At 67.7% G+C, this 24,956-nt stretch carries 19 protein-coding genes; 13 read left to right on the forward strand and 6 right to left on the reverse strand.

Going from position 1 to position 24,956, the window contains the following annotated elements; genetic code table 11:
• From KY661_RS33840 to KY661_RS33860, 5 genes are all read left to right on the forward strand, one after another.
• Positions 1-545, forward strand: a 545-nt coding sequence (locus KY661_RS33840; RefSeq protein ID WP_317987323.1) for an MXAN_5187 C-terminal domain-containing protein, incomplete at its 5' end; no start/stop codon positions are given.
• Positions 546-555: 10 nt separating this feature from the next.
• A complete protein-coding gene (locus KY661_RS33845) occupies positions 556-1,065 on the forward strand; it encodes a KdsC family phosphatase (protein ID WP_225414115.1) in 510 nt (169 codons plus the stop codon).
• Between the two features lie 144 nt (positions 1,066-1,209).
• The gene (locus KY661_RS33850) at positions 1,210-1,596 is read left to right on the forward strand and encodes a hypothetical protein (RefSeq protein WP_225414116.1); all 387 of its coding nucleotides are present in this window, start codon (positions 1,210-1,212) and stop codon (positions 1,594-1,596) included.
• 81 nt (positions 1,597-1,677) lie between these two features.
• A complete protein-coding gene (locus KY661_RS33855; protein WP_225414117.1) occupies positions 1,678-1,935 on the forward strand; it encodes a hypothetical protein in 258 nt (85 codons plus the stop codon).
• The gene (locus KY661_RS33860; RefSeq protein WP_225414118.1) at positions 1,932-2,858 is read left to right on the forward strand and encodes a tetratricopeptide repeat protein; all 927 of its coding nucleotides are present in this window, start codon (positions 1,932-1,934) and stop codon (positions 2,856-2,858) included. The genes KY661_RS33855 and KY661_RS33860 overlap by 4 nt, the downstream gene beginning before the upstream one ends.
• 6 nt (positions 2,859-2,864) lie before the next feature.
• Here the strand turns inward: KY661_RS33860 and KY661_RS33865 are convergent, their stop codons facing one another.
• Positions 2,865-3,794, reverse strand: a complete 930-nt coding sequence (locus KY661_RS33865) for a DUF6929 family protein (RefSeq protein ID WP_225414119.1) — start codon at positions 3,792-3,794, stop codon at positions 2,865-2,867.
• A 125-nt stretch (positions 3,795-3,919) separates the two neighbouring features.
• Here KY661_RS33865 and hemL point away from each other — a divergent pair, with 125 nt between their 5' ends.
• The 3 genes from hemL to KY661_RS33880 all read left to right on the forward strand — a co-directional run bounded on the left by hemL (position 3,920) and on the right by KY661_RS33880 (position 7,367).
• Positions 3,920-5,206 (forward strand): glutamate-1-semialdehyde 2,1-aminomutase, encoded by a 1,287-nt coding sequence (gene hemL / locus KY661_RS33870; RefSeq protein ID WP_225414120.1) that lies wholly within the window; start codon positions 3,920-3,922, stop codon positions 5,204-5,206.
• A complete protein-coding gene (locus KY661_RS33875) occupies positions 5,199-6,596 on the forward strand; it encodes a serine/threonine protein kinase (protein ID WP_225414121.1) in 1,398 nt (465 codons plus the stop codon). Before hemL ends, KY661_RS33875 begins: the two co-directional genes overlap by 8 nt.
• A 147-nt stretch (positions 6,597-6,743) precedes the next feature.
• Positions 6,744-7,367: a hypothetical protein gene (locus tag KY661_RS33880; protein WP_225414122.1), complete on the forward strand. Its 624-nt coding sequence runs from the start codon at positions 6,744-6,746 to the stop codon at positions 7,365-7,367.
• A 1,064-nt stretch (positions 7,368-8,431) separates the two neighbouring features.
• Here the strand turns inward: KY661_RS33880 and KY661_RS33885 are convergent.
• Positions 8,432-10,516, reverse strand: coding sequence for an RCC1 domain-containing protein (locus KY661_RS33885; protein ID WP_225414123.1), 2,085 nt, complete (start codon positions 10,514-10,516; stop codon positions 8,432-8,434).
• Positions 10,517-10,876: 360 nt separating this feature from the next.
• Between KY661_RS33885 and KY661_RS33890 the strand changes: the two genes are divergently transcribed.
• On the forward strand, positions 10,877-11,227 hold the full coding sequence (locus tag KY661_RS33890; protein ID WP_225414124.1) for a hypothetical protein: 351 nt from the start codon (positions 10,877-10,879) through the stop codon (positions 11,225-11,227).
• Positions 11,228-11,282: 55 nt separating this feature from the next.
• Positions 11,283-14,291 carry a CHAT domain-containing tetratricopeptide repeat protein gene (locus KY661_RS33895; RefSeq protein WP_225414125.1) on the forward strand — a complete coding sequence of 1,003 codons (3,009 nt, stop codon included), beginning with the start codon at positions 11,283-11,285 and terminating at the stop codon, positions 14,289-14,291.
• Here KY661_RS33895 and KY661_RS33900 read toward each other — a convergent pair.
• The gene (locus KY661_RS33900; RefSeq protein WP_225414126.1) at positions 14,222-15,550 is read right to left on the reverse strand and encodes a serine/threonine-protein kinase; all 1,329 of its coding nucleotides are present in this window, start codon (positions 15,548-15,550) and stop codon (positions 14,222-14,224) included. The two genes, KY661_RS33895 and KY661_RS33900, sit on opposite strands and share 70 nt — an antisense overlap.
• A 170-nt stretch (positions 15,551-15,720) precedes the next feature.
• Here KY661_RS33900 and KY661_RS33905 point away from each other — a divergent pair, with 170 nt between their 5' ends.
• Entirely contained in the window at positions 15,721-19,752 is a 4,032-nt protein-coding gene (locus KY661_RS33905) for a GH92 family glycosyl hydrolase (RefSeq protein ID WP_225414127.1), read from the forward strand.
• A gap of 66 nt (positions 19,753-19,818) precedes the next feature.
• Here the strand turns inward: KY661_RS33905 and KY661_RS33910 are convergent, their stop codons facing one another.
• Positions 19,819-20,160, reverse strand: coding sequence for a VOC family protein (locus KY661_RS33910; protein WP_225414128.1), 342 nt, complete (start codon positions 20,158-20,160; stop codon positions 19,819-19,821).
• A 32-nt stretch (positions 20,161-20,192) separates the two neighbouring features.
• Between KY661_RS33910 and KY661_RS33915 the strand changes: the two genes are divergently transcribed.
• On the forward strand, positions 20,193-20,621 hold the full coding sequence (locus KY661_RS33915; RefSeq protein ID WP_398577287.1) for a dihydrofolate reductase: 429 nt from the start codon (positions 20,193-20,195) through the stop codon (positions 20,619-20,621).
• Positions 20,622-20,778: 157 nt separating this feature from the next.
• On the opposite strand, the gene KY661_RS33920 is transcribed toward KY661_RS33915, so the two are convergent.
• Together KY661_RS33920 and KY661_RS33925 are read right to left on the reverse strand one after the other, a co-directional pair.
• Entirely contained in the window at positions 20,779-22,269 is a 1,491-nt protein-coding gene (locus KY661_RS33920; RefSeq protein ID WP_225414129.1) for a hypothetical protein, read from the reverse strand.
• A gap of 90 nt (positions 22,270-22,359) precedes the next feature.
• Positions 22,360-24,411, reverse strand: coding sequence for a PKD domain-containing protein (locus tag KY661_RS33925; protein ID WP_225414130.1), 2,052 nt, complete (start codon positions 24,409-24,411; stop codon positions 22,360-22,362).
• Positions 24,412-24,774: 363 nt separating this feature from the next.
• Here KY661_RS33925 and KY661_RS33930 point away from each other — a divergent pair, with 363 nt between their 5' ends.
• Positions 24,775-24,954: a transposase gene (locus KY661_RS33930; RefSeq protein ID WP_225414131.1), complete on the forward strand. Its 180-nt coding sequence runs from the start codon at positions 24,775-24,777 to the stop codon at positions 24,952-24,954.
• Positions 24,955-24,956 lie beyond the last annotated feature (2 nt).

The following is a 24,956-nucleotide window of genomic DNA, read 5'->3' on the forward strand; positions in this document are numbered from 1 at the left end:
GGGGGCCGCGCCCCCGGGGGGGGGCCGGCCCCGGCGGCCGCGGCGGCCCCCCGCGCCCCCCCCGGGGGGGGGGGGGGGGGGGCCCCGGGGGGGCCCCGCGCGGGCGGCCCCCGGGGCCGGGGGGGGGGGGGCCGGGGTTCGGGGCCCCGGCCACGGGCGGAGGAGGCATCGCCGCCGCGCTCGAGGGGCTCACGGATGAGCCGCTGACGGCGGCCCCCGCGGCCCGGCCTCAGGCCCCCGCGGCCCGGCCGGGTGTGCCCGCGGCCGGCAGGCCCGCGGGCCCCGCCACGCCGGCGTCCCGGCCCGCCGCCGCGCCAGGAGGCGGCGCGGGGCTCTCGGACGACAAGCTCCGGGCCGTCTACGACGCCTACGTCACGGCGAAGAAGCGCAACCAGGAGGACACCTCGAAGATGAGCTACGAGTCGGTGGCCGCCAACCTGCGCAAGCAGGTGCCGGACCTGCTCAAGCAGCACAACGCCAAGAACGTGGAGTTCAAGGTCGTCATCAAGGACGGCAAGGCCACGCTCAAGGCCGTGCCGAAGTAGCCCCGCGGCCATGAACCAGGACCTCGAATCGCTCAAGGCCCGGGTGCGGCACCTGTCGGTGATGATCTTCGACATCGACGGGACGCTCACGGACGGGCGCATCTTCTGGGTGCCCAACTCCGGCTGGACGCAGATGTACAGCGTGCGCGACGGCATGGGCATCAAGCGGCTGCAGGAGGCGGGCATTGAGGTGGCGGCCATCTCCGGGGGCGACAGCCTCTCGGCCCAGATGCGGATGCAGTCGCTGGGCCTGCGGCACGTGCACTTCGGCAGCCAGGACAAGGTGGCGCACTTCGAGCGGTTGCTGGAGTTGTTGAAGGTGTCCGCCGACCGGTGTGGCTACATGGGGGATGAGGTGGTGGACCTGCCGCTGCTCAAGGCGGTGGGCTTCTCCGCCGCGCCGCCCGAGGCCCCGGACGAGGTGCGGGCCCAGGTGCACTATGTCGCCCAGAAGGCCGCGGGCTTCGGGGCGGCCCGCGAGGTGTGCGAGTTCATTCTCCGCCACCGCCCGGCCCCCTGAGGGGGCCCATCGGACATCCACCCACCTTCAAACGTCAGCTCTTTGAAAAACTTTCCATCCCGGTGCGAGGCCGGGTTGTGGCCCCCGGCGGGGCTCCCTACTTTGAGCGTCCGAGCAGGCAGCTCTTACGACGAGGTGGGTGTGATGGTTGGGAAGCGGGCGATCAGTCTCGGGATGGCGGCCTGGGCGCTTTCTGGGGCGGCAGGGTGCTTCTCACCGCCTCCGGACGCCGAGGCCCGGCTGGCGGCCCTGGAGGCCGAGGGCCAGAAGATGGATGAGGCCCTGGATGCCGCCGAGGAGCGCCTGCTGGGAAACCAGGCCCAGGTGCAGCTGTGGACGGAGCTGGGCCGGCGCCACAAGCAGGTGTCCGCGGTGCACTGCCAGCACGCGGACGTGCACACCACGGCCATCCTCGCCCACCAGCAGAAGCAGGAGGAGAAGGTGCGGATGCTGAAGCAGCGCCGCAGCGTGGCCTCGGTGGACACCGCGGTGCTCACCTCGGGCAAGGTGGCCCAGGGCGGCCCCAACTAACGGCCGCCTGGCGGGAGAACAGGGGGCCCTTCCGGGGGGCGGTTCCGTGACGGCGCCCCCGAATGCGGTTAGAACGGGTGCGTGCGACTCCTAGGGCGCCTGGGGCTCACCGCCATCACCGCGGCGGGCCTGCTGGGCTGCAATGATCTCGAGGTGTGTGGCTCGCGGCGGGAGCAGGTCTCCTCCGCGGATGGCCGGGGCTACCGGTGTACCACCGCCGAGGATTGCCCCCGCTCTTCGGGCGTCTCCGTCTGTGTCACCGACGTCTCCTCCGAGCAGAAGTGCGTCACCTGCTCGGACACCGTCTGCACCGAGGTCATCCCGGAGCCGTGCGGGTGAAGCGGCTCGTCCTCGCCTGTGCGCTGCTGGCCACGCTCGCGGGGTGCCGCGAGACGCCCGCGGACCACCTCCAGCGCGCGCGGGATGCCGTCTTCGAGAAGCGGCCGGACGAGGCGCTCGTGGAGTACCGCAAGGCGGTGGACCTGCTGCGCCGGGACGACACGCCCCAGTCGATGGTGCTCCGGGCCCGGGCGCTCAAGGGCGCCGCGGACGTGTACTGGCTGGAGCAGCGCAAGGTGAAGGAGGCGGTCAGCGTCTACAAGGAGCTGCTCGCGCAGTGCCCCGAGTCGCCCGAGGCGCTGGAGGCGCGCATCATCCTCGCGGAGCTGCTGCGGGTGCACTACCGGGACTTGCGCGGCGCCATCGACCAGCTCACCGCCGCGCTCCAGCGCAACCCGCCGCAGAGCGCCGAGCTGCACTACCAGGTGGCCAAGCTCTACTTCGAGCTGGGGGACTACGCCCAGAGTGAGCTGGAGGCGAGCCGGCTCGCCGAGCGCTTCTCCACCAGCGCCTACGTGGACGATGCCCTGTTCCTCCGGGCCCAGGCCATTCACATGATGGAGGGCCGGCGCCAGGAGGCCTCGAAGGCGTACGCGGACCTGCGCGCGCGCTTCCCGGACTCGGAGCTGGCCGCGCACGCCACGGTGGAGATGGGCCGGCTGCGCGCCGAGGCGGGCGAGAACGAGAAGGCCATCGAGCTGTGGGTGGAGGCGCTCAAGTCCCACCCGGACCCGTCGCTGGTGCAGGACTACATCTTCCGGGCGCGCCGCCGCATCGCCGACACCACGCCCGGCAGCATTGGCGAGCGCGCCGCGGCCTTCGGCCATGGCCCCCCGCAGCGGCCCCCGGCCCGGGCCCCGCGCACCTCGGTGGAGGCCGTGGGCGGCACCGCCGAAGAGGCCTCGCGCGACCACGGGGACTGACGGGCCTCAGCCCGGCACGGCCTCCAGCACGGCCTCCAGCAGGGGCGAGGCCACCTCCGGCGCATCCGCGTCCGCCACCAGCAGCAGGTGGATGCGGCCTGCCTCCACGTGGGCGCTGACCCCCTCCAGCTTCACCTTCGCGTCCACCGCGTCGAGGAACAGCGGCGTGCCGTCCGGGGCGAGGACGCCCACGGCCGAGCCCGTCACCTGGCCATCGGCGTAGGCATCGCGCGAGTCCTCGGCGGCGGCGGTGAATACCATGCGCCCATCCGGCAGCGGGGCGGCATCCGTGAAGGACAGGCGCACCGGGCCCGAGCGGCCCAGCTCCCAGCGCCGCACCGCCCGGAGCACCTCCCCGCCGGGCGCCTGGCCCGCCTCCAGCGCGCGCAGGACCCGCTCCTGGTCCAGGTCCAGCAGCGCATCCACGCCCGCATCCCCGTTGCCGCGCTGGAGCAGCCGCAGGATTCCCCCGGCCACGGCGGCCCCCTCGACGTTGAGCGGCCCCACGTGCCGGGCCAGGTGCGTGTACAGCCCGGTGAAGTCCAGCGGATGCACCACGCCTGAGAGGGTGCCCTCGGGCGTGAGCGGCAGCAGGGCGCCCTGGTTCCGCCCTGCCGTGGAGCCCGAGGGCACCGCGAGCAGCGCGCCGTGCGGACAGGCCGGGAAGGGCGGCAGGGCACAGAGGGCCTCCAGGTCCGGCTTGGCGGCCTTGCGGGCCTTCGGCTCCTGGGGCAGCTCGCCGGGGAAGAGGCGCACCGTGCGGCCCGGCGCCTCGCCCTGCCGGGGGAAGACGGCCAGGTGCAGCGAGTCGTCGGCGATGACGTAGAGCCAGGGCCCCACGGCCACGAGCCCGCTGGCGGCGGAGACGTGGAGGGCGCGCCCAGGCGCCTCCGGGGCTTCGAGGGTCAACGTCCGGCGCTGCGTGGTGCGGATCATGGCCGCGCAGTCTGGGCGGGCCGAGGCCCCAATGCCAGCGGCCGTTCCGTTGGAGGACAGACAGCGGGGGAGGCCGGGCACGAGCAGGCTGCTGTGGGGGGGCCCCGCGTGGTATGGAGCGCGGCATGAACCACTCCCACAGCAAGGCCCTCTTCGCCCGCGCCCAGGAGCGCATCCCCGGGGGCGTCAACTCGCCGGTGCGTGCCTTCCGGGGCGTGGGCGGCGACCCCGTCTTCTTCCGCGAGGCCACGGGCGCGTGGATGACGGACGTGGACGGCAACCGCTACGTGGACCTGGTGGGAAGCTGGGGCCCGCTCATCCTCGGGCATGCCTACCCGCCCATCGTGGAAGCCATCATCGAGGCGGCGCGCCGGGGCACCACCTACGGGGCGCCCGCGCCGGGCGAGGTGGAGCTGGCGGAGCTCCTGTGCGCCACGGTGCCGAGCGTGGAGAAGGTGCGGCTGGTCTCCAGCGGCACCGAGGCCACGGTGGCGGCCATCCGGCTGGCGCGCGGCTTCACCGGCCGGGACTTCATCCTCAAGTTCGAGGGCTGCTTCCACGGGGCGGGCGACCCGTTCCTGGTGAAGGCGGGCAGCGGCGTGGAGACGCTGGGGCTGCCGGACTCGCCGGGCGTGCCGGCGGCGCTGGCGAAGCTCACGCTGACGGCTCCTTTTAATGACCTGGAGGCGGTGGAGCGGCTCTTCGCGGAGAAGGGCAAGGACATTGCCTGCGCCATCATCGAGCCGGTGGTGGGCAACATGGGCGTGCTGGTGCCCAAGCCGGGCTACCTGCAGGGGCTCCAAGAGCTGTGCCGCAAGCACGGGGTGCTCTTCGTGCTGGACGAGGTGATGACGGGCTTCCGGCTGGCGCGCGGCGGGGCGCAGGAGCTGTTCGGGCTGAAGCCGGACCTGAGCACGTTCGCGAAGGTGGTGGGCGGCGGCATGCCGCTGGGGGCCTACGGCGGCCGGCGCGACATCATGTCCAAGATTGCGCCCGAGGGGCCGGTGTACCAGTCGGGCACGCTGTCGGGAAACCCGGTGGCGGTGGCGGCGGGCCTGGCGTGCCTGAAGGCGCTGGCGGCGCCGGGCACCTACGCGCGGCTGGAGCAGCTGGGCGCGATGCTGGAGCAGGGGCTGAAGGCGGAGGCGCAGGCGGCGGGCGTGCCGGTGACGCTCAACCGGGTGGGCAGCATGCTGACGCTCTTCTTCTGCGACACGCCGGTGTACGACTACACGAGCGCGAAGAAGGCGGACACGGCGCGCTTCGGCCGCTTCTTCCACGCCATGCTGAACGAGGGCGTGTACCTGCCGCCGAGCCAGTTCGAGGCGGCGTTCATCTCGCTGGCCATCGGCGAGGCGGAGGTGGCGCACATCCTCGGCGCGGCGCGAAAGGCCCTCCGCTCGCTTGCCTAGCCCTCACGAGCAGGAGGCCCCCCCGGGGCTCACTCGCTTCGGTCCCTACACCCTGGCGCGGCGCATCGGCGCGGGGGGCATGGGGGAGGTGTACCTGGCGCGGGAGGAGTCGCCGCGCCGGGCGTGCGTGGTGAAGAAAGTCCTGCCGAAGCTGGTGGAGAACAAGCAGTTCCTCGGCCGCTTCAAGGACGAGGCGCGGGTGGTGGTGCACCTGAAGCACCCGAACATCGCGCGGGTGTACGCGATGGGCGAGGTGGAGGGGCAGTTCTACCTGGCGATGGAGTACGTGCAGGGCAAGACGCTCAGCCGCCTGGCGCACCGGGTGCGCCAGCACGGGCAGGCGCTGTCCCTGGGCGTCCTCCTGCACCTGGGCCAGCGGCTGTGCGAGGCGCTGGCGTACGCGCACGACGCCAAGGATGGCCAGGGGCAGCCGCTGCACCTGGTGCACCGGGATTTGTCCCCGGCGAACATCTGCCTGTCCTACGACGGGGAGCTGAAGGTCATCGACTTCGGGGCCTCGCAGTCGACGTTGAAGGAGCAGCAGACGGCGCCCCGGGTGGTGATTGGCAACCTGACGTACATGTCCCCGGAGCAGGCGCGGAAGAAGTTCGTGGACCGGCGGGCGGACGTGTACGCGGCGGCGGTGGTGCTGTGGGAGCTGTTCGCGTGGCACCCGCTGCCGCAGCGGGGCGACCCGCTGGAGCGCTGGCGGCGGGCGGCCTACCCGAAGTGGGAGCCCGCGAGCCGCCACCGGGTGGAGGTGCCGCCGGCGGTGGACGCCATGCTGCTGAAGGCGCTGGCGGTGGAGCCGGGGCAGCGCTTCCCGGACGCGGCGGCGTTCGGGGCGGAGCTGGGACGGCTCAAGGCGAAGCTGGCGCCCGGGGTGGGAGACGCGGACGTGGCGCGGCTGATGCGCGAGGCGTTCGCCGGGGAGAAGGGGGCCGAGGACGCGGTGCTGGCGGAGCTGCTGGGGCAGGACCCCTCGCGCGCGCTCACCGAGCAGGCCATGCCGGCGATGCTGGCGCCGCCCACGGCCATGGCCTTCGAGCACAGCGGCCTGGAAGCCCCCGAGGACTACGTGCCGGGGGAGGAGCCCTCACACGTGGGGGCCTCGCCGAAGACGCTGCCGCAGGGCCGGCGGGCGACGCGCGAGGCGCGGCTCAGCTTCGGGGTGGACGTGGAGGAAGAGCCGGGGGGCGGGCTGGTGGAGGCGCGCAAGCTGCCGCTGGTGCGCGCCATCGAGGGCGAGGAGGCAGGAGACGGGGTGCCGGACACGCTGGAACTCGATGCCTCGCCGCCGCCTAAGCGGCTGGCGCTGGTGGCCACGGGGCTGTTCCTGGGCGCCTGCGCGGCGGGCTTCGGCGTGGTGTGGCTGCTGTCCCAGGGCTGAGCACGCGGCTTGGCCTCGTAGGCACAATGACTGTCATCCTGTCTGGATGGCTGCTCTCCTTGCGGCTGAGCGTAGAAGTCCCTCGAAACTTTTTGAAAAGCCTTTGCGATACTCAAATTGAAAAGCCTTTCTGCTGGGATTTACGCCATGGCCCCTGTCTCCTCTCCCGCCAATTCCAATTTCAACCGCCCCTTTTCTTCTCAAGGCCCCAAGCCGTCACCAGCAGGGGTGCAGGGGGTTGCCGCTCCGCAGACCGCCCCTCCTGCCACTCCTAGCCCGGCCAACTGCCACCTGGCTGACTCCTTTCAGACGGACAATCTGCGCACGCAGATCCTCAAGCAGGCCGAGAATAAACCCAGCATTTACAGTGTGCTCGCGGGCGGCGTGGACAACATGCTGAAGGCCATAAATGTTGGTATCTCAGCCTGTTCATTTGACACCGTCATGGACAACATCGCGCAGGTGAAGGCGGGCACTATGTCCCAGTCCACCGCCCACTTCCGGGAAGCAGGAACCTTCTTCCAGGATGCCATCCAGAGCGTCGCCAATGGCAAATATGACCAGGCTTTCGCGCCGGCTGTTGGCGTGGGGCTCAACTCCGCCGTGGGCGTCGTAGTGCTAGGGGTCGAGGCTGTCGGCTCGGTGCTCAGAGACCCGGTAGCAGCAGTCAAAGCCCCAGGAGCTGCGCTGGCCAACGGGGCCAACTATTTGGCCAAGGAATCGGTGAAATTCGATATGTGGTACTTGTCCAAGGCTCGCCCTAAGCCATAGGCGCAAAGGTTTTTCAGGGGCGTAGGCAGGAGGTAATCAGCTGCTGTGTGAGACGGAGGGGGCGGCTCCAATGGGCATTCAATAAGGGCCTGCACCTGCATCCTGCGGGCTTTCCGAGGTGGACGGCCGTGCCCGTGAGAAGACGGGCGCGTAACACTTTCCTGCATGGACATACTCGTCCTCGCCGCAGTTCTCTGCGACACCTTCGAGTGCCCGCCAGCATCCTCCACGGATAGGAGTGTGGCTTCTGCCAGGACATTTTCCCGAGGCGTTGGGCCTGAGCTGTCCTGGAAGGGGCTGCTGGGGCATGTCGAGGGGTAATCGCCTCCCAGCCTGAAGGACCATCCTGGGCGCCCACCGGTTCCGTACTGGCCGCAGTGGCGAGTCCTACCCCTCGCCCGCGCTGGCTTGTTGTCGTCAGCATTCGTGAGCCGTGGGTCGATACGGGAGGCACCATGGGCGAGATTCTGACGGCCTTGGCGGGCTAGATGGCCCAAGAGGAGTGGCGCCTTCGGATTGAACGCACCAACGCGGGGTTGACCCTCGCCCGCTGCATGGGCACCAAGAGCGGCAAGCCCATCGGACGCTCCCCAACAGACCTTCTCAAGCTGGGAATAGGTGAGCGCGCAGTCATGGAAGGGAAGTCGATTCGCGCGGCGGCCCGTGAGGTTGGCATCGCAGAATTCGTCCTCCTTCGCCGCCTCTTGAGCCTGGCGCACAGCATGTGGGACGGGGCCTTGCCGTCTCAGCAGCCGCGGCCAAGGCACGGGTGGGAGAAGAGGCACTACAGCGCCATGTGGCAGCGCTCACTGCCTCTCAGGGCGTCGAAGGGGGCGGGACGCACCTCTTGGCCGCCTCCGCCCCCTGACTGCGCCAAAACCCCCTCCTTTGAGCCCCTGACTTCTCCCACGAGATTTCAGGGGTTTAGCTCGGTCTTCCGGGCCGCGTCGCTACACGGTCGCTTCCGGCGCAGAGTACAGCCGTAAGCACTCATTTCCTCCTCCCACCCCGCAGGGGCCTCTCAAGCGCTTGGAGGCGTTGTGAGGCCACCTGCGAACTCATCTTCAATATGAGGAGAGAACGGGAGTGTATGCGTAGTCGGTAGGTCCGCCATCGCCAATCTGGCCGTTGGCGTTGGACCCCCAACCCCACAGGGTGCCGTCCGAACGCACCATCAGCGAGTGGGAGCCGCCCGCCGCTACGGCCACCATTCCGCTCAATCCTTGCACCGCTACGGGCACCGCGCGGTGGTTCGTGGTGCCATCCCCCAACTGGCCGTAGGCGTTGCCCCCCCAGGCCCACAGGGTGCCGTCCGAGCGCACCGCCAGCGAGTGGTAGTCGCTCGCTGCCACGGCCACCATCCCGCTCAGGCCTGGCACCGCCATGGGCACCACCCGGGTACTCGTGGTGCCATCCCCCAACTGGCCGGAGGAGTTGGCCCCCCAGGCCCACAGGGTGCCGTCCGAGCGCACCGCCAGCGAGTGGGAGGAGCCCGCCGCCACAGCCACCACCCCGCTCAGGCTTGGCACTGCCACGGGCACCGCGCGTCGGCTCGTGGTGCCATCCCCTAACTGGCCGTTTCCGTTGTCCCCCCAAGCCCACACGGTGCCGTCCGAGCGCACCGCCAGCGAGTGGCCGTGGCCCGCCGCTACGGCCACCACCCCGCTCAGGCCTAGCACCGCCACAGGCACCACTCGGGTACTCGTGGAGCCATTCCCTAACTGGCCGTTTCCGTTGAACCCCCAGGCCCACACGGTGCCGTCCGAGCGCACCGCCAGCGAGTGGTAGTCGCCCGCTGCCACGGCCACCACCCCGCTCAGGCCTTGCACCGCCACGGGCACCGAGCGTCGGCTCGTGGTGCCATCCCCCAACTGGCCGGAGTAGTTGTCCCCCCAGACCCACACGGTGCCGTCCGAGCGCACCGCCAGCGAGTGGCCGTGGCCCGCCGCTACGGCTACCACCTCGCTCAGGCCTGGCACCGCCACAGGCACCACTCGGGTACTCGTGGAGCCATTCCCCAACTGGCCGTTTCCGTTGAACCCCCAGGCCCACACGGTGCCGTCCGAGCGCACCGCCAGCGAGTGGTCGTGGCCCGCCGCCACGGTCACCACCCCGCTCAGGCCTTGCACCGCCACGTGCACCGAGCGTCGGCTCGTGGTGCCATCCCCCAACTGGCCGGAGTAGTTGTCCCCCCAAGCCCACACGGTGCCGTCCGAGCGCACCGCCAGCGAGTGGCCGTGGCCCGCCGCCACGGCCACCACCCCGCTCAGGCCTGGCACTGCCACAGGCACCGAGCGTCGGCTCGTGGTGCCATCCCCCAACTGGCCGTAAGAGTTGGACCCCCAAGCCCATACGGTGCCGTCCGAGCGCACCGCCAGCGAGTGGTAGTCGCCCGCCGCCACAGCCACCACCCCGCTCAGGCCTGGCACCGTCACAGGCACCAGGTGGTTGCCGTAGGAGCCATCCCCCACCTGCCCGCTGTAGTTGTCCCCCCAGGCCCACAGGGTGCCGTCCGAGCGCACCGCCAGTGAGTGAGAGTTGCCCGCAGCCACGGCTACCACCCCGCTCAGGCCCTGCACCGCCACGGGCACCGCGCGTAGGCTCGTGGTGCCATCCCCTAACTGGCCATAGGAGTTGTACCCCCAAGTCCACACCGTGCCGTCCGAGCGCAACGCCAGCGAGTGGTAGTTGCCCGCCGCCACTGCCACCACCCCGCTCAGGCCTGGCACCGCAACGGGCACCGCGCGCTCACTCGTGGAGCCATCCCCCAACTGGCCGAAAAAGTTGTCCCCCCATGCCCACACGGTACCGTCCGAGCGCACCGCCAGCGAGTGGTACTCGCCCGCCGCCACGGCCACCACCCCGCTCAGGCTTGGCACTGCCACAGGCACCGTGCGGTTGCCGTAGGAGCTATCCCCCAACTGGCCGAACAAGTTGTCCCCCCAGGCCCACACGGTGCCGTCTGGACGCACCGCCAAGGAATGGTTACTCCCTACGGCGAAGCGGGCTCTCGCCTGAGCGCCCCAGAGAGGCGAAGAACGCAATGCCTGCTCTTCCGCCTCAACCGTGGCCTGCCCACAGCCAACGGCCAGCCAAAGCCCAAGCCATACGCCCAACATCTTCCGCTGCCATCCTTGATTGCTCTGCATTCGGGCCCCCTTGGTCCTGACGCGCTACAAGCGGCTACTCCTTAGCCAAAGACAGTAGTCGTCACAAGACTGGCAACCCTTCCGGCAGGCCGTGGGCCCGAGCGCGCAAGTCAATCCCGTGCCTCCTCTCCAGCTGCGTCAGGTTCAGGCCGCCCTGGCCGAAGTGCTCCTCAATGGCTACTGCCGGGTAACCCTCCCGAAGCATCTGGAGCGCCACGCGCTCCTTCCTCTCCCGGGCCTGCTGCTCCGTCATCCCGTGCTGGGGCTCGGCCGGGCCCAGCTCGCGCGCGTAGGGTCCACTGGCGCCAGCGTTGCAAGCACCTGGGCCAGGGGATCCGGCGGCAGGCGCCGCCCACGGCGATGGCCTTCGAGCACAGCGGCCTGGAAGTGCCCGAGGACTACGTGCCCGGAGAGGAGCCCTCGCACGTGGGGGCCTCGCCGAAGACGTTGCCGCAGGGCCGACGGGCGACGCGCGAGGCGCGGCTCAGCTTCGGCGTGGACGTGGAGGAGGAGCCGGGGGGCGGGCGGGTAGAGGCGCGCAAGCTGCTGCTGGTGCGCGCCATCGAGGGCAGGGACGCGGGGGACGGGGTGCCGGATACGCTGGAACTCGATGCTTCCCCGCCCAAGCGGCTGGCGCTGGCGGCTACAGGGCTGTTCCTGGGCGCCTGCGCGGCGGGCTTCGGCGTGGTGTGGCTGTTGGCCAGGAGCTAAGCCTGCCGGGAGGAGGCATCATCCAGCCACCACGCAATTCCTGAGGGGGAATGAGATGCGTCAGGCTTGGAACTGGATGCTGGTACTCTTTCTTTGTTGTGCGGCCGAGGCATGGGCCAGCGAAGAGACACCGGATGCACGGCTGACAGAGGCTCAGTCGCACTTTGACGAGGCAACAAAGCTCAAAGAGGCGGGCAAATATCCGGAGGCCCTCGCACAGGCTGAGCATGCGCTCTCTCTCAGAGAGACCGTGTTGGGTGGCCATCATCCAGACGTCGCCCAATGCCTGCTTCTGTTAGGGCGCCTTTACCGGATGATCGGCGAGCTGGCCCATGCCGAGCGCTGCAGCCAGCGGGCTCTGGCCATCCAGGAGGATTCCTTCGGCAAGGCCCATCCTCAGGTCGCCATCGCTCTTTCCAACCTCGCCACCCTCTACAAGGACCGGGGGGAGTATGACCGGGCCGAGCCCCTGTTCCTACGGGCTGTGGCCATTTACGAGAGTTCCCTCGAAAACAACGATTCTCTCCTGGCCGCCGCGCTCAACAGCTTCGCCACGCTCTACTACGCTCAGGGATTGTACGGCCGGGCCGAGCCTCTCTTCCTGCGGGCCCAGGCCATCCGCGAGGCCTCTCTCGGCAAAATTCATCCCGATGTCGCCGCCTCTCTCAACAACCGCGCCGCGCTCTACTCTGTCCAAGGGATGTATGACCGGGCCGAGCCCCTCTTCGTGCAAGCGCTGGCCACGATGGAGGCGTTGCTCGGCAAGACCCATGCCGACGTTGCTGTCCCGCTGCACAACCTCGCCGCGCTCTACTTTGAGCAGGGGATGTATGGCCGGGCCGAGCCGCTCTACCGGCGCTCGCTCGCCATTCGCGAGGCGTCCTTCGGCAAGGCCCATCCCTTTGTCGCCGTTTCTCTGCACAACCTCGCCGCGCTCTACTTTGAGCAGGGGATGTATGACCGGGCCGAGCCGCTCTACCGGCGCTCGCTCGCCATTCGAGAGGCGTCCCTCGGCAAGACTCATCCCGACGTGGCTTTCCCTCTGTTCAACCTCGCCAATCTCTACTTTGCCCGGGGGGAGTATGGCCGGGCGGAGCCCCTCTACCAGCGTTCGCTCGCGCTCTGGGAAGCGGGCCTCGGCGGCAATCACCCCCTCGTTGCGGAATCCCTCAGCGCGATGGGTGAACTGCGTCTGGCCCAGCATCGTCTTGAGGAGGCGCTTCCCCTCTTGTCCCGCTCCTTCTCCATCTCCGAGCGGCGCCTGCGCCACGAGGCCCTCGACTTCTCCGAGTCTCGCCTTTCCTCCTTCCTCTCGCGTCTGCGCAAGGACGAACAAGGGCTCTATGCCCTGCTGCGCTTGCACCCCAAGGACGCCCGCATTCAGCAACTGGCCCTGGGGGCCGCGCTGCTTCTCAAGGGCCGCTCCGTCTCGGAGACGGCCCACATCTCCCGGACGATCAACCGCAGCCTGGATCCCGAAGACCGCAGCTCCTTCGAGCGCCTCCGGAGCTTGCGCACCCAACTGGCCGCGCTCTCCTTCTCGGACTCGGGAACCCTCTCCCCGGGGGAGAACCAACAGCGCCTTCAATCCCTGACCCTGGAGGGCGATTCACTGGAGGCAGACCTGGCCAAACGCTCGGCTCCCCTTCGCGCGCTCTCCTCGCTTCCTTCCCTCGGCGGCATTGTCCAAAGCGTCGCCGCCTCCCTTCCCAAGGGCTCGGCCCTCGTCGAATTCATCGCCTATACCGACCGCCCCCTCGTTCCCACACCCGCGGTACAGAGCGCCAAGCGAGCCGGTCAAGGGCGCTACCTGGCGCTGATTCTTTTCCCCGATGCCTCGACTCAAGCCGTGGACCTCGGCCCTTCCGAGCCCATTGACCAGGCCGTCTCCCGCCTTCGCGATGCCCTGGCCAACAAGGAAGCCTCCGTCCAATCCACCGCGGAGCAACTCTACCGGCTCGCCTTCCTTCCCTTGCGTCCGCTGATGGGCTCGGCCCGGCGGCTCTTTCTGTCCCCAGACAGCCAGCTGAACCTCGTCCCCTTCGCCGCCCTTCACGACGGCCAGGACTTTCTCCTGGACTCCTTCGACTTCTCCTACCGCACCTCCGGCCGTGAGCTGTTGCCGCGTCCCCAGGACATCCCCCTCGCTTCCTCCGTCGTCGTCCTCGCGGATCCTGACTTCACCGCCTCCGCTTCGGTGATGCCTTCCGGCTTGCCGTCCTCCTCCCCGTCGCCGTCCTCCGGCACGCTGGAGCGCTCCTTCTCCTTCCCGCCTCCGGACCTGCTCAGAGGTGCCTGGGTTCCCCTGCCGGGCACACGCCTGGAGGCCCAAGGCATTCAACGCCTGCTGCCTCAAGCCCAGCTCTTCCTGGGCGCGGAGGCCTCCAAGCAGCGGCTGCTCAACCTCCCCACCCCGGGCATTCTCCACCTGGCCACCCATGGCTTCTTCCTTGGCGACTCCACCGACGCACCCATGTCCCGAGGCCTGGCCTTCGTCGATTCCCTGGGCGCCGCCCCGTCTCCTCTGCAGCAGCCTCTGCTCAATTCCGGCCTTGTCCTGGCAGATGTTTCCGCCACCGTCCCGGGCACGCCGTCTTCTCTCGACGCCTCTTGGGTCACGGCGCTGGAGCTGGCGGGGCTGAACCTCTGGGGAACTCAGCTCGTTGTCTTGTCTGCCTGCGACACGGGCCGTGGCGAGCTCCACCTCGGCCAGGGCGTCTACGGCCTGCGCCGTGCCCTGAGCTCCGCTGGCGCGGAGACCGTCCTGGTCAGCCTCTGGAAGGTCAATGACAACTCCACATACCTGCTCATGGACCTGTACTACCGCTATCTCTTGGAGGGGAAGGGCCGGGCCTCCGCGCTGCGGGAGGCCATGCAGGCGCTGCGGGCAACGCATCCTCATCCCCATGCTTGGGCTCCGTTCATCGCCCTGGGCAGCGATGCACCGCTACGGGCCATCTCGCCGTTGTCCCCGGGCCTTCGCCGTGACCCATGTCAAGGTGAGCCCGCATCCTGTGGGCTCTCCGAGGTGGACGGACGTGCCCGTGAGAAGACGGGCGCGTAGCATTCGCCCTTGTGTACGTACTCGTCCTCGCCGCAGTTCTCCGCACCCCCTTTGAGTGCTCGCCAGCAACCTCCACGGAGGGGTGTGTGGTTTCTGCCGGGGCATTTTCCCGAGGCATTGGGCCTGAGCTGCCCTGGAAGGGGCTGCTGGGGCATGTCGAGGGTAATCGCCTCCCAGGCTGAAGGAACATCCTGGGAGCCCACCGGTTCCGTGCTGGCGGCAGGGGCGAGTCCTACTGCCGCCTCGGTGTCCACCGGTTCCCCGGCGCCTCCGCGCATGGGAGGGAGCAGGAGCAGCAGCCACCCCATGCCCGCGAGCACCAGGCCCGTGACGGGAGCCACCTTCCAGAACGGCCCCATGCGAGCCCGTCCCTGGACGGACACGATGGGCGCTTTCGGGACGGCCTTCGAGATGAACAAGGGGACATCCGCCTCGGGTCCTGCCCTCCGGACAGCCTCGTCCAGGGCCTCGGCCAGAGCGCTCGCGCGGCCCCGGGCTTCGGGAACCGCCGCCAACATCCGCTCGATGAGCGTGGCCAGGGAAGGCGCCACCCTCGGATTGAGCACCTGGGCCAGGACGGGGCGCTCAGGGTACACCCCGGTCACCCACCGGTACGCGGTCACTCCCAGGGCATACACATCATCCAAGAGGGTGGCCTCATACCGTGCCGTGTGGAAGCGCAGGGCCTCGGGCGAGCGGTAGGGACGCGTGCCAGGGGGCAGTGTTTCCTCGGTGAGCCGTGAGGCCCCCGTCCAGATGCCCGAGCCAAAGTCCATGAGGTACGCCCGCCCCGTGCGGGGCTGCACCAAAACGTTGTCACCCTTGACGTCGCGGTGGACCCCTCCGGCCGCATGCGTGGCCTCCAGCGCTCGCGCCAACTGTGCCAGCACCCGCATGACCTGACGCGAAGACGGCGAGGACCCCTGGCCCCATGCGTACAGGGGCTCGCCCTCCACCCACTCCATCACCAGGTAGGGGTAGGAGGCACCGGACGGGTGCCGCCACTGTCCGGACTCCAGCAACCGTGGCACGCGCGGATGCTGAAGGCGCGAGAGGAGCCCGGCCTCCCTGCCGAATCGCCTGTCCTCGGGATAGAGGGCCAGTTTGAGGGCCACGGGCCCCGCGCCCTCATGACCTTGCTTCACGGCGCGGTACACGGTGCCGTTGCCACCCCGTGCGTGCCAGCGCACCACTTGCCAGGGGCCCACGGAGGTTCCCGGCGGCAACGCGCCAGGATTCAACTGCGGCCTTCTGGACATGGAGGCTCCTTCCTTCCCGAGCCTAACCGGGCGAGGGAAGGGAAGTGTCAAATAGGAGCGATGCCGAGCGGGCAGGTGGGGCAGGATGGGCGCCGCTCATTGGCTGCGCGGCACGGCCACATTCCCGTCAGGGTTCCTGAATGCTCAATCGCACACAGTGCTTTCCTCGTTTGCTCGCAATCGCTGTGGCCGTGATGGCCATCGGTTGTGGCTCTTCGTCCGAGCCCGAGCCCGGCCCGGGGGAAGATCCCGACTCGGGCACCGTCAACGACGGGGGGACGAATCCCGATGGGGGGACGAATCCCGACGCGGGGACCGGGACGGACGGAGGGACCGGGACGGACGGAGGGACAGAAACAGACGGAGGGACCGGGACGGACGGGGGCACGGACGCGGGCCCTGATGACGGCGGCTCCCTGCCGGTGCCCACGGACTTCTACTCGTCGTTCGAGGACGAGGATCCCCAGCCCACGTGGACCTCCACGGTCGAGACCGGCGCGAATGGGCAGAAGAAGTCCTCGGGGGTCTCCGGGGAGGCGGACACGCAGATCCGCGGCAACATCATGGATCAGGTGACCGAGGTGACGGCCAGCGGCGAGAACCCCCCCGACGAGACGGCGGTCCGCATCGCGGACGGGGAGCTGACCTCCAAGTGGCTGGTGTTCACGGCGCAGGGATGGGTGCAAGTCAAACTCCGGGAGCCCATCGCCGTGAAGCGCTACGCCGTCTCCTCGGCCAATGATGCGCCCGAGCGTGACCCCTCTGCCTGGACCCTGGAGGGCTCGCAGGACGGGGTGAGCTGGACGGTGATCGACACCCGCAGCGGCGTGTCGTTCGCCTCGCGCTTCGAGACCCTCACCTACGAGTTCACCAACACCACGGCCTACACCTATTACCGGCTCAACGTCACCGCCAACCAGAGCGGCAACATCCTGCAGATTGCCGAGCTTCAGCTCTCCAATGGCGACAACACGCCGCGGCCCTTGACGGACATGAAGAGCTTCACCGGCAACGGCCCGGGGGCGTCGTGGAACGCCAAGCTCGGGGCAGGCTTCACGGGCAAGCGCGCGCTGCGCTTCGCGGGCTCGATACCGGGCAACGGCCGGGGCTACTCCTACAACAAGATCTTCGACGTCGACGTGCGGGTCACGCCCTTGACGGAGCTGTCGTATCTGCTCTTCGCGGACGAGGCGACGAACAACCCCCATTACCCGGGGACCTATGCGGCGGTGGATCTCGCCTTCGACGATGGCACCTACCTGAGCGAGCTGAACGCCGTCGATCAGCACCATGCGATTCTGAGCCCGGCGGGGCAGGGCGCCTCGCGCACGCTCTATTCCAACGATTGGAACTACAAGGTCTCCCGCATCGGCGAGGTCGCCGCCGGCAAGCGCATCAAGCGCATCCTGGTGGGCTACGACAATCCGCAAGGTCCGGTGAAGGCCTTCGGGGGATGGATCGACGATGTGCGCATCCAGGAAGCGCGCCCGAGCCCGAAGCCGTCACACCTGTCGGATTACGTGACGACCCTGCGTGGCACGTACTCGAGTGGCACCTTCTCGCGGGGAAACAACTTCCCCGCGACGGCCGTGCCGCACGGGTTCAACTTCTGGACCCCGGTGACGAACGCGGGCACGACGAGCTGGCTGTACGAGTACCACCGCCGCAATGACGCGAACAACCACCCGCTGCTCCAGGCGCTGGCGCTGAGCCACCAGCCGAGCCCGTGGATGGGAGACCGCCAGAGCTTCCACGTCATGCCGTCGGCGGCGGAGGGGACGCCGGACGCGGGCCGCGCGGCGCGCGCCCTGCCCTTCCAGCACGCGAACGAGATCGCCCAGCCCCACTACTACGGGGTGAAGTTCAACAATGGCATCCGGGCCGAGCTCACGCCCACGGACCACGCGGCGATGTTCCGCTTCACGTTCCCCGGCGACGACGCCAGCCTCATCTTCGACAACGTGACCAACCAGGGAGGGCTCTCCCTCGACGCCTCCGCGCGCACCCTGTCGGGCTACTCCGACGTGGGCAGTGGGCTGTCGGTGGGCTCCTCGCGGCTCTTCATCTACGCCACGTTCGACCGGCCGGTAGCCGCCAGCGGGATGCTCCCGGGCGGCGGCGGCGCGAACGTGACCGGCTACTTCCGCTTCACCGTGCCTTCGAACGACCGCACCGTGACCATGCGGATCGCCACCTCGCTCATCAGCCTCGACCAGGCCAAGAAGAACCTCGCGCTGGAGATCTCGAACGACGACACCTTCGCCAGCGTGAAGGCGCGCGCGCAGGCGCTCTGGGACCAGAAGCTCGGCATCATCGAGGTGCGTGGCGCCAGCGAGGACGCGCTCGTCACGCTCTACTCCAACCTGTACCGGCTGTTCCTGTATCCAAACTCCGGCTTCGAGAACACCGGCACGGAAGCCTCGCCCGTCTACATGCACGCCAGCCCCGTGGCCCCCGTGGTGGGCCCGAGCACGCCCACCCAGACGGGCGCGAAGCTCGTCAGCGGGAAGATCTACGTGAACAACGGCTTCTGGGACACCTACCGGGTGACCTGGCCGGCCTACGCGCTGTTCTCCCCGGCGAAGGCGGGCGAGATGGCCGACGGCTTCGTGCAGCAATACAAGGAAGGCGGCTGGGTGGCCCGCTGGTCCTCGCCGGGCTACGCGGACCTCATGACGGGCACGAGCTCGGACGTCTCCTTCGCCGACGTCTACGTGAAGGGCGTGCGGAACTTCGACGCGGAGGCGGCCTTCGACGCGGCCCTGCGGAACGCGACGGTCCGGCCCACGGGCGGCGGCGTGGGACGCAAGGGGCTCGAGTCGTCCATCTTCCTCGGCTACACCCCGGTCACGACGGGCGCCGGCCTGTCGTGGGCGATGGCCGGCTACCTGAACGACTTCGGCATCGCGAACATGGCCAGCGCCCTCGCGGAGGACGTGAGCCACCCGCGCCACCAGGAGTTCGCCGAGAGCGCGGAGTACTTCCGCGAGCGCTCGCAGCACTACGTGAACCTCTTCGATCCGTCGATCCAGTTCTTCCAGGGCAAGACGGCGGCGGGCGCGTTCGTCACGCCGCCGCATCAGTATGATCCGCGGCGCTGGGGCGGCGACTACACCGAGACCAACGGCTGGAACATGGCCTTCGACGCGCCGTACGACGGCCTGGGGCTCGCCAACCTGTACGGGGGGCGGATGAATCTCGCCGCGAAGCTGGACCAGTTCTTCGCCACGCCGGAGACCGCGGAGTTCCCCGGCGGCTACGGTGGCATCATCCACGAGATGCGCGAGGCACGGGATGTGCGCATGGGCCAGCTCGGCCTGAGCAATCAGCCCTCGTTCCACATCCCGTACATGTACCTCCACGCCGGGCAGCCGTGGAAGACGCAGGAGAAGGTCCGCGATGCGCTCGCGCGGCTCTGGGTGGGCAGCAACATCGGCCAGGGCTACGTGGGTGACGAGGACAACGGGGCGACGTCGGCGTGGCAGATCTTCAGCTCGCTCGGCTTCTTCCCGCTCCAGGTGGGCAGCGCGGACTACGTCATCGGCTCACCGGTCTTCACGCAGGCGGTCGTCCACCTGGAGAACGGCAAGCGCATCCAGATCGACACGGTCAACAACGGCCCGAAGAACATCTACGTGCAAGGGCTGAAGCTCAACGGGCAGCCGTACACGAAGACCTCCATCCCTCACGCGCTGCTGGCCGAGGGCGCCTCGCTCGTCTTCGAGATGGGCCCTTCGCCCTCCTCCTGGGGCACCGGGGCCGAGAACGCGCCGCCGTCGCTCACCACCGATGACAACATCCCGAGCCCGCTGCGGGACTTCGCGGTGGGCACCCAGGCCACGTCGAGCGACGGCACGAACGTGACCGCGCTCTTCGACAACACCTCGGCCACGAGTGTGAGCTTCACCGGAGCGGATCCCGTGCTGCAGTACCCGTTCGCATCGGGAGGACAGAAGGTCACCTTCTACACGCTGACGTCGGGGACCACGGGGACAGACCCCACGGGCTGGACCCTGAGCGGCTCGAACGACGGGGTGACCTACACGCTGCTCGACACGCGCAGCGAGCAGACCTTCCGCTGGCGCTCGCAGACGCGCCCCTTCCGGGTCTCCACGCCGGGCACCTACACCTACTACCGCCTCGCGCTGACGGGCCCGGCGGGCATCACGCTCGCCGAGGTCGAGCTCCTCGGCAAGCCGTAGCGGGCGCCTGAGCCCGAAGGGCCACCCGCCTCCTCTCCTGAGACCCAGGAGGGGAGGGGCTTCCGCCTAGGGTGCGAGGGGGGCACGGACCTCGACGAGGTAGCCCCCGGGGTCGCGGCAGAAGAACACCGCGGTGCGCCCCTGGTCCTTGGGGGGATCGACGATGGGCACTCCTTGGGACCGCATCCGCTCGTGAAGCGCCACGAGCGCGTCGCGCGAGGCAAGGTGGAAGCCATGGTGCAGCCACGAGGGAATCTCGGGGGGCGCGCTGACCGGCTCGACCGACAGGAGGAAGCCGCGCTCATCCAACAAGAATCCCGGGCCATGTCCCGGCCGGAAGCCGAAGTACTCCCGGTAGAACCGCTCCATGCTGGGAACATCGAACGCCACGAGGGCAAGGTGGTGCATCGCGGACTCCTTTGAATGCGCAAGGCAGCCAGATGCTTTTAGCAGCGACTGAGGAGACTCTCCGTGGCACGAATCATCATCGCGGCAATGGGAGCGAACGGAGTGATTGGCCAGGGCGAGGGAATGCCCTGGCACGTGCCCGAGGAGACCTCACGGCCACGCGGAACTTCGTCGTCTCGCGGTCGGGCGCGGTGAAGGGGGCACAGGTGGTGCCAAGCCTCGAAGAAGCGCTCGCGCGGGCGGAAGGAACGGGGCGGACGGTCTTCATCGCCGGGGGCACATCTATCTACCCACAGGCCCTGGAGCGGGATTGGGTGGACGCGAGGTACCTCTCGACCCTCCAAGGGGATTACACGGGAGATGCCTTCTTCCCCACCTGGGACGAGGCCCGCTGGGAGTTGGTGTGGCGGGAGCCGCAGACCCACTTCGAATTCAGAGCGCCTAACAAAAGTCAGATTTGAGGAGTCCGTCCCCTCGGGAGAGTGCTCCAGTCCTTACTTTTGTTAGGTGCTCTCAAGGTCTGGCGGCGGTCTTGAGACCGGGCCTGGCCAGGAAGGCCGCCGGGCACCCGCCGCTGAGCGCCCCCGACGTGAGGGGCGCTCAGGAGAACAGACGTGCTCAGTGGGCGCCGCTGGTCTTCGAGACGGGATTGGGGTCGAGGTGAAGCAGTCGCTTCATCTCGCAGGCCCGCCGCCAGGGCTCATTGAGGAGCCGTTCCTCGTTGGAGAGGGCATCGAAGAAGATCTGCGTGTGGGCGGGGAGGTGCGGGTTGGATGTGCTCGGCTCGATGGAGACCGCTAGGAAGTTGGAGAACTGGGACATCTCGCCCATGTTGCGATTGCTGATGTGCAGATTGGACGTATTGGTCTCCACGTAGTGGCAGCCCGTGCAGGTCGACAAGGCGAAGTTGTACCGCATGATGCTCGTGATGGGACCGCTGAAGCCCATCTCGGGGGCGTAAAGGTTTTCGTTCATCAGTTGCCAGACGATTGCTTCGTTAGCAGGGCCCTTGGAGCGGGCCGCACCCGTCAGCAGGGTGCTGGGGACCACATGCGTCTCGGAGGCGATGGCGGATGCGTTGTTGACGAAGAAGCTGTCCAGGGCTGCGGATTTGTTCTTGGTGTGATCGGGCGTCTGCTTGACGGTGTCAGGGGTCAACCAACACCGCAGGTTGCCCGCGCTGCAGTCGAGGAGACGCTGCTCACGGAGTTCCCACACCCGCTTGGAGGCGAGGACGTTGGGATCAAAGGCGATCTCATCGGTGCGAACCTGGCCGATGGCGCTGCCGTTGCGCGCGCCCGGAAATGCGCCCCGGGCGGTGATCTTGTTGGTGATCTGCTCCAGTGCCGCATTGTAGGCGGCGGAGCCCACGGGGCCACTGGCGGCAAGATCATGCCATTTCTGGGCCCAGGTGAAGGTGGTATGGACCGGGGTCAACTTGTACTCAAGGATGACCGTGGCATCCAGCTTGTTGCCATTCTGATCGAGCATCCCGAAGACGAACCGGGCCTCGCCCGGACTGGCGCTGTTGGGGTTGTAGAAGTCCGACGGTCCCGCCAGGTCGATGCGGTTGACGATGGCCAGAAGCCGGAAGGGGGCCTTCGAGAAGTCGAGGGCACAGTCGGTGGGAGTTCCCGTCTCCGCACAGCCGCTGGCTCTTCGCCAGGGCCGGACGATCTTCTCTGTGATGCCGACAGGCAGGTTGGATGAGTTCAATCCGCCGCGTGCCAGCAAGTCGAAGTTGTTGACCCGGGTCTTGGTCTCGAAAGAGTTGAGCCACTTCAGGACGAACTGTGACGGGTTATTGTCTCCCGCCATCTCGGACATGAGGTAGCCGAAGGACCACTTTCCCCTGGAAGTAGGGGAGGCGCACCCGGTTCCATTGAACTGGGTCCGGCAGATGTCATCGACGACCTTCACATGCCGGATGACGAGTTCGGCTTCGCGGTCGATCGTGGGAGTCGTGTAGGGACAATTCGTGATCACTGAGAAGCTTTGGGTCTTCAGTGCGCCCTTTTCGTCGGGAGCCGCGTCGGGGCCGGGAGCATTGCAACCACTTGCCGAAAACATGCTCAGGGCGAAAGTCAACAACGTGAGATTTCTTTTCATGGGTCCGCCTCTTCTGGGAAAAAGTCGCCGGGCGCGGCGCCCCCAGACGGTGGGGCACCACGTCTTCCCGGCCTGTACTGCAAGTATGGATTACGGGTGGACGATGGTGGCCGGGCACTGGCCGACGATCTCGATGCTGCCGGAGCCGGTGTACCATTGGCTTGAATACTCATTATGCCAATACCAGCGTCCGGTGGCAGGCGAGACGGTGATCGAACACATGTCCCCGAGATTGGTGAATGCGAAGGCCGCCGTGGTCACGCCGTCTGCCAAGCGCATGCGCCGGATCGTGGTCGAGTTGGACACGTAAAGAATGAAGTGTTCGCCGTCGACGTATTCCGCCACGCCCCAGAGCGAGTTGTTCTCGCATCGGTAGGCATTGGGGATGGTCCGGTTCCCTAGGTTGATGACCTTCCCGGTCTGAAGGTTCACGGAATAGAAGGTGGTTCCATTGTGGAAGATCAGTCTGTCCCAGCCCGCGAAGAAAGCGGCCTGGCTGCTGAGGGAGATCGGCGTGGACAGGGGGACTAGCTGCCCTGTGTAAGCCCCACTGTCATTCAGCCGCCGCAGATGGGTCGCTTGGGAGGGACCGGAAACGGCCTCCCTTTGATTCACGTTGTCCCACAGGACCCACAGCGCACCGTTGCTCAGGTTCGAGAAAAGGCTGTCATGGACGGGATTCAGGTTCGTGCCGCCGGCAAAATCGCTGATGTTGAAGCGGCCAAGCCCTTCGTCGTTGTTGATGAACACATGGCTTCCCGTGACGGCGATTCCCCCGCGGTCGTCTCCCGTGATGGCCGTGTGCTCCAATACGGGTGTGCAGCTGGCGGAGAGGGCCGTGACCTGGAAGGTGGGAGACGTGCAGGGCGAGACCGCTTCGACCTGGAATGTCTGCGCAACGGACAGTCCCTGTGACGCGACCGTGACGGTGATGGTGGCTTGGGCGAAGCACTCCGGGGACGTCCATGTGATGGACGAGGTATCGGCGCCGTTGGCCTGGCCGGAAAGAGTGCCCGTCGTGGAAGTCCAGGTGTAGGTCAGGGCGGTCCCATCCGGATCGTGCGCGTTCACGGAGAAGAAGAGGCTCTCTCCGCCTGCCGCTTGACCCGTGGACTGATAGAAGGCGTCAATCTGGGGGCGGAAGTTGACGGTATCGACGTACGTCTGGATGGTCAGCGAGCCCACGCCAGAGCCTCCTCGCCCATCGGAAACGGTCAGGGTCAGCGTGCAGTTGGTGCCATTCTCCGAAGTCAGGTTGAAGATGGGATTGGGGATTTGGGCGTCGGAGAAAGTTCCCTGGCAATTGGTTGTCCATGCATAAGTGAGCGCATCCGCATCATTGTCCGTGACGGTAGATGAAAGCCGAGATGCTGTACCTGCTTCCAGCCGAGCAGGCGAGGCATTGACTCCCTTCACTTCAGGCCACGTGTTGAAGGCCACCTTGATATTGGCTCCACCGAGGGCGGCAGCCTGCGTGACACGCACAACGAAGCTCGTGGTGTTCGAGGCCGAGTGGTTATCGGTGACGGTCAGGTTCAGGGTGTAAGAGTCTTCCGTTGCCGGAGCAGTCCAAGTGGTGGTCAGTGAGGTAGAAGAGGAAAAGGTTCCGCCGTTCGCGGTCCACTTGAAGGTGAGTGTATTGCCGGGGTTGGGGTCTGTGGCGGCCGCAGCCAGATTCAACGGTGAGCCTGGCTCCAGTTGGTAGCGGCTCGCGCTCAACCAATTGATGATGGGCGCAGTGTTGGTGAAAGGCGTGGAGGGCGCGGCCTGCTGCAACAGCATATGGACCGCCGCCGTTTGCCCCACGGAAATGGCGATGCCGGTGGCCTGGCCTGTGTAGCGCACAGTGCCGACGCTATCGAGCGCCTCGGCGAGGAAGGTACGGTTGGTTCCCGCTGGAATGCCACCCACGATGGCGCTCCATTGGCCTTTGGACGAGGTGAGGTTGGTCACCTGGGAGTTCATCCCCGCGCCGGACACAGTCACCCGTACGCTGGCGATGTCCGCTGAGGTCAGTTCCTGGCTGACCGTCGCGACGAATTGGACCGAACCCTCGTCATCGCTGCTGGGCCCACATGAAGCGAAAAGAAGGACTGCGGCCGAGCTGAGCAGCGCGGCGAAACACTGGTGACGTTGAGCCATCGAGGAGGCACCCTTGGCGAAAGCAAAGATGTTGGAAGGAGGTTCCTGCCGTTTACGCGTGGGGGAGCGTGGCCTGAGTGAATTGAGGGAACACGACGCTTCCGTGGGATTTCATTTTGTGCTCCAATCACAGAGGTGGCTCTTCTTGGCGTTTACAGGGCGAGGGCAATTCGCCGCTGCGCGGCGCGAGAGTTCCCTCTGGGAAAGAGAGTCGCGAGCCAAAGAGGCTATGCATTTCAATTTTTGATTTTTTGCGGAATTGAGAACTCCCACACAATTCAAACGGATCCGCAAGAACGCCCAGTTTGGACGGTCTTGCTTTGATTCTTGGTTGATTGGCTTTGTCGGGCTTTGGTGTGGCGCATGAGGATGCCCGTCTGGCCCGTTCCTGTCGCACCATCCATTCCCTGGGAGATGCTGCCGACCAAGCAGTTCGGCCTGTCGGGGATGACGGCTTGGCAACGCCTGGAGCAGTGGACGCGTGCCGGGGTGTTCGAGCAGCTCCAGCGCCTGCTGCTGAACGAGCTGGGCCAGCGCGGCTAGGT

Source organism: Allostigmatella hybrida (genome assembly GCF_020103775.1).
GTDB lineage: Bacteria > Myxococcota > Myxococcia > Myxococcales > Myxococcaceae > Hyalangium > Hyalangium aurantiaca.

What these genes read in the sequence shown, in the direction of transcription:
- KY661_RS33915 (WP_398577287.1), top strand. Translation starts at nt 20,193, where the DNA reads ATGCTTTTAGCAGCGACTGAGGAGACTCTCCGTGGCACGAATCATCAT.
- KY661_RS33885 (WP_225414123.1), bottom strand. Translation starts at nt 10,516, where the DNA reads ATGCAGAGCAATCAAGGATGGCAGCGGAAGATGTTGGGCGTATGGCTT.
- KY661_RS33890 (WP_225414124.1), top strand. Translation starts at nt 10,877, where the DNA reads ATGGCCTTCGAGCACAGCGGCCTGGAAGTGCCCGAGGACTACGTGCCC.
- KY661_RS33880 (WP_225414122.1), top strand. Translation starts at nt 6,744, where the DNA reads ATGGCCCCTGTCTCCTCTCCCGCCAATTCCAATTTCAACCGCCCCTTT.
- KY661_RS33925 (WP_225414130.1), bottom strand. Translation starts at nt 24,411, where the DNA reads ATGGCTCAACGTCACCAGTGTTTCGCCGCGCTGCTCAGCTCGGCCGCA.
- KY661_RS33865 (WP_225414119.1), bottom strand. Translation starts at nt 3,794, where the DNA reads ATGATCCGCACCACGCAGCGCCGGACGTTGACCCTCGAAGCCCCGGAG.
- KY661_RS33850 (WP_225414116.1), top strand. Translation starts at nt 1,210, where the DNA reads ATGGTTGGGAAGCGGGCGATCAGTCTCGGGATGGCGGCCTGGGCGCTT.
- hemL (WP_225414120.1), top strand. Translation starts at nt 3,920, where the DNA reads ATGAACCACTCCCACAGCAAGGCCCTCTTCGCCCGCGCCCAGGAGCGC.
- KY661_RS33845 (WP_225414115.1), top strand. Translation starts at nt 556, where the DNA reads ATGAACCAGGACCTCGAATCGCTCAAGGCCCGGGTGCGGCACCTGTCG.
- KY661_RS33930 (WP_225414131.1), top strand. Translation starts at nt 24,775, where the DNA reads ATGAGGATGCCCGTCTGGCCCGTTCCTGTCGCACCATCCATTCCCTGG.
- KY661_RS33920 (WP_225414129.1), bottom strand. Translation starts at nt 22,269, where the DNA reads ATGAAAAGAAATCTCACGTTGTTGACTTTCGCCCTGAGCATGTTTTCG.
- KY661_RS33910 (WP_225414128.1), bottom strand. Translation starts at nt 20,160, where the DNA reads ATGCACCACCTTGCCCTCGTGGCGTTCGATGTTCCCAGCATGGAGCGG.
- KY661_RS33895 (WP_225414125.1), top strand. Translation starts at nt 11,283, where the DNA reads ATGCGTCAGGCTTGGAACTGGATGCTGGTACTCTTTCTTTGTTGTGCG.
- KY661_RS33900 (WP_225414126.1), bottom strand. Translation starts at nt 15,550, where the DNA reads ATGTCCAGAAGGCCGCAGTTGAATCCTGGCGCGTTGCCGCCGGGAACC.